Source organism: Natronococcus sp., assembly GCF_047921035.1.
Taxonomy (GTDB): Archaea; Halobacteriota; Halobacteria; order Halobacteriales; family Natrialbaceae; genus Natronococcus.
This window is the reverse complement of sequence record NZ_JBLRWX010000184.1, coordinates 1-3,240: the sequence shown is the minus strand read 5'-3', so window position 1 is coordinate 3,240 and position 3,240 is coordinate 1. Positions and strand designations below refer to the sequence as shown.

General features: G+C 70.3%; 5 protein-coding genes. All 5 read left to right on the top strand.

The window, feature by feature from the left end; genetic code table 11:
* Positions 1-496: urease subunit gamma (locus ACNA7R_RS19825; RefSeq protein WP_416285268.1), on the top strand; the 496-nt coding region annotated here is incomplete at its 5' end.
* Positions 496-1,116, top strand: a complete 621-nt coding sequence (ureG, locus tag ACNA7R_RS19820) for an urease accessory protein UreG (protein WP_416285267.1) — start codon at positions 496-498, stop codon at positions 1,114-1,116. The genes ACNA7R_RS19825 and ureG, both read left to right, overlap by 1 nt.
* Complete coding sequence (locus tag ACNA7R_RS19815; RefSeq protein ID WP_416285266.1) at positions 1,113-2,063, top strand: urease accessory protein UreD; 951 nt, start codon at positions 1,113-1,115, stop codon at positions 2,061-2,063. Before ureG ends, ACNA7R_RS19815 begins: the two co-directional genes overlap by 4 nt.
* Entirely contained in the window at positions 2,063-2,695 is a 633-nt protein-coding gene (ureE, locus tag ACNA7R_RS19810; protein ID WP_416285265.1) for an urease accessory protein UreE, read from the top strand. The genes ACNA7R_RS19815 and ureE overlap by 1 nt, the downstream gene beginning before the upstream one ends.
* The coding region (locus ACNA7R_RS19805; protein ID WP_416285264.1) for an urease accessory protein UreF at positions 2,685-3,240 on the top strand (556 nt) is incomplete at its 3' end. The genes ureE and ACNA7R_RS19805, both read left to right, overlap by 11 nt.

Here is a 3,240-nt window from a genome sequence, read left to right as displayed (position 1 = left end):
CGAACGACACCGCACCCGCCGTCGAACCGGGGGTGACCCCCAAGTGAACCTCTCGCCGAAGGAGATGGAACGGCTGACGGTCTTCATGGCCGCCGAACTCGCCCGACGGCGAAAGGATCGAGACGTGAAGCTCAACCATCCCGAGACGGTCGCGTACATCTCCGACTGGTGTTGCGAGGCCGCCCGAGAGGGGAAATCCGTCTCGCGGATCCGGTCTGAGGCGACGCAGCTGCTCACCCGCGAGGACGTGATGGATGGCGTCCCCGAACTGGTCGAGATGATCCAGATCGAGCCCGTCTTTCCCGACGGCACCAAGCTCGTGACCGTCCACGACCCGATCCGAGCCGACAGCCGGGAGCAACTCGAGACCGTCGACCCCGGTCCAGGCGAGGAACTGGCGGTCGACGAGGGCTCCCTCCCCGACGAGAGTGACGGGCACGGGAGCGAGGCCCCCGAAACAGGCGGCGGGCCGGAACCCGCGGAGGGTGACGACTGATGGGATACCGAGACGTCGCGAAGGTCGGCCTCGGCGGTCCCGTCGGCTCCGGGAAGACGGCCCTGGTCAAGCGTCTGGTCCCCGAACTCGTCGCGGAGGGGTACGAGGTGGGGGTCATCGCCAACGACATCATGACCCAGGAGGACGCCGACGTCTTCCGGGAGTCCTTCGCCGACCTCCTGCCCGCGGACCTCGTCGAGGGCGTCGAAACCGGCGCCTGCCCGCACACGGGGATCCGCGAAGACCCCTCGATGAACCTCGCGGCGATCGACGAGTTCACCGAGCGCCACCCCGAACTCGACGTCGTCCTCGTCGAGAGCGGCGGCGACAACCTCGCCGCGACGTTCAACCCCGAACTGGCGGACTACTTCCTGTTCGTCATCTCCGTCGCGGAGGGTGAAGACATTCCTCGAAAGCGGGGCCCCGGGGTCACCCAGGCCGACCTGCTGGTCGTCAACAAGACCGATCTCGCACCCCACGTCGACGCCGATCTCGAGGTGATCGAGGCCGACGCGGGCGACGTGCGCGGCGACGATCCGTTCGTCTTCACCAACTGCAAGGACGGCACCGGCGTCGACGAGGTGCTCGAGCACGTCGAGCGGGAGGTGCTGTTCGCGTGAGCGTCGCGGACGGAACCGGGGCCGACACGGCCCGGCTGCCGCCGGCGTTCGAGACCTACGCCGGCGAACCGCTCGCCCAGGCGCCCGCCGCGGGACCGGGCAAGAACGGCCTGCTCGAGGCGACGTTCGCCCGCGCGGGCGAGGGACCGACGCGGCTCGTCCGCGACCGGGCCGAGGTTCCCTACCACCACACCGGCACCCTCGACACCGATCCCGTACCCGGGCTCGCGACGCTGGTCGCCCAGGAGCCCACCGGCGGGGTCGCGCAGGGCGATCGTCACCGTATGCGACTCGAGACGCAGTCGGGCGCTCGCGCGCACGTGACGACCCAGAGCGCGACTAAGGTCCACAGCATGGACGCCAACTACGCCCATCTCGACGCCGCATTGAGCGTCGAGGCGGGGAGCGTCCTCGAGTACGTCCCTGGACCGACGATCGTCAACGAGGACGCCCGCTGCCTGCAGACGGTGTCAGTCGACCTCGCGGACGGCGCGGTGGCGATCGTCGCGGACGTCCTCGTCCCCGACGGTCTGAGCGACCACGACCCCTTCAGTTTCGACCACTACCACTCGCGGGTCGAGGCCCGCCACGACGACCGACTGGTCTGTGCGGACGCGGTCGACCTCCGGCCCGCGAAGCTCGATCCCCGAGATCCGGCCAGCGTCGGCGAGTACGGCGTCGTCGGCTCGCTGTACGTCTTCGCTCCCGACGGTAACGACGGGTGTGGGGCACTCGTCGAGACGATCCGCGAACGGCTCGCGACGCTCGAGAGCGAGTCCGATCGATCGGTTCACGCCGGCGTCTCGGCGCTGCCCTGCGAGGCGGGCGCCGTCGTCCGTCTGCTCGGCCACCGCGAGGCCGACGTCACGGGCGCGCTCCGGGCGGCGTGGGACGAGACGAGACAGGAACTCCTGGGGGTCGGCGCGCCAGCCGACCGCCGGTACTGATGGAGCGAGTCGACAGCGTCGTCGGCAACGTCCACGCCGACGGCGACCTCGCCGCGCTGCGGGACGACCACCGGGAGAACGGGACGCTCGAGCGGGTCGTGATCGACGCCGACGACCGTCGGCGATCGCGGTTCCGGGCGACCACAGACGCGGGAACCGACGTCGGCGTCGTCCTCGATCGGCCCGCCGTCTCGGTCGGGGACGTCCTGCTCGTCGACGACGAGCGTATGATCCTCGTCGCGTTCGAGCCCCGCGAGGCGCTGGCGGTCGAGCTACCCGAGGCCACCGCCGAGGCGCTCGCGGCCGCGGTCGAACTCGGTCACCGGATCGGCAACCAGCACTGGGATCTGGCGGTCGAGGACGGGACCGTCTACGTCCCCCTCGAGGCCGACCGCCACATCGTCGAGCGGGTGGTCGCCGACGTCGTTCCCGGCTCCGAGGTCCGGGCGACGACGGTCGAGGCCGATCTGTTCGTGACGGAGCTCGAGGGTGGTGTGGACCGCGAGCACGATCCCACTCACGGCGAGGATCCCGACTACGCTCGCGGTACCGATCACGGACACACCCACGACGACCACGAGCACGATCACGGCCACGCGTCCGATCACGTCCACGACCACCATGAGCACTGACGCCGACGCGTTCCTCTCGGCGCTGCGGCTCTCGGACTCGTTTCTTCCGGTCGGGAGCTACACCGCCTCCTACGGCCTCGAGCAGTACGTCAACGAGGACCGGATCGAGGACGGCGAGGACCTCCGGGCGCTGATCGCGGCCTACCTGCGGCGACTCGTCGGTCCCTGCGAGACGGTCGCGGTCGCCAACGCCCACGCCGCGAGCGCCGAGGGCGATCTCGAGGGGTTGCTCGCGGTCGACGAACGGCTCCACGCGGTGACGATGCCCGCGGAGTTCCGCGAGAGTTCGACGAAGGCGGGGGCGAAGCTCTGCGAGCTGCTGCTTGCGGAAACGGCGGAGACGGACGTCGACGAACTCCCGTCGACCCTTGCCGAGGCGGTCGAGGACGGCTCGACCCCCGGCCACTACCCCGTCGTCTTCGGCGTCGTCGCACAGCGTCGCGGCCTCTCGCGGCTCGAGGCCTGCCTCGCCCACGCCTACTCGTTCGTGACGGGCTTGCTGGGGGCCGCCCAGCGGCTCGGACGGTTCGGCCACACGGAGATCC